The organism is Streptomyces beijiangensis (genome assembly GCF_017315755.1).
Classification (GTDB): Bacteria; Actinomycetota; Actinomycetes; order Streptomycetales; family Streptomycetaceae; genus Streptomyces; species Streptomyces beijiangensis.
In genome coordinates this window covers 1-243 of the sequence record NZ_JAFLRJ010001173.1, presented here as the reverse complement: position 1 = coordinate 243, position 243 = coordinate 1, and the positions used below count along the sequence as shown (strand labels likewise).

General features: G+C 73.7%; 1 pseudogene. It reads right to left on the bottom strand.

Features of this window, described 5'->3' with window-relative positions:
* Nucleotides 1-50 precede the first annotated feature (50 nt).
* Nucleotides 51-243: pseudogene (locus J0695_RS41050) on the bottom strand (hypothetical protein); the annotation flags it as partial.

The window sequence follows — 243 nt, the reverse complement described above, 5'->3', positions numbered from 1 at the left end:
GGCTCATCCTTCCAGTATGCGATCAGCCTGGTCAGGGCCGTACCGAGGGGTCAGTCGACGCTCCGCTGCCGGACCGGCTCCCCCAGGATCCGCTCGGCCAGCCGCACCGCGAGCTCCTCCACGTGCGTACGGAGCTCGGCCTCGGCGGCAGCCCGCTCGGCCTCGATCAGCACGGTCCCCTCGGCCACGATCCGCTCCCGCTCCCGTATGCCTTCGGCCCGGGCCTCGGCGATCGCGGCCGCC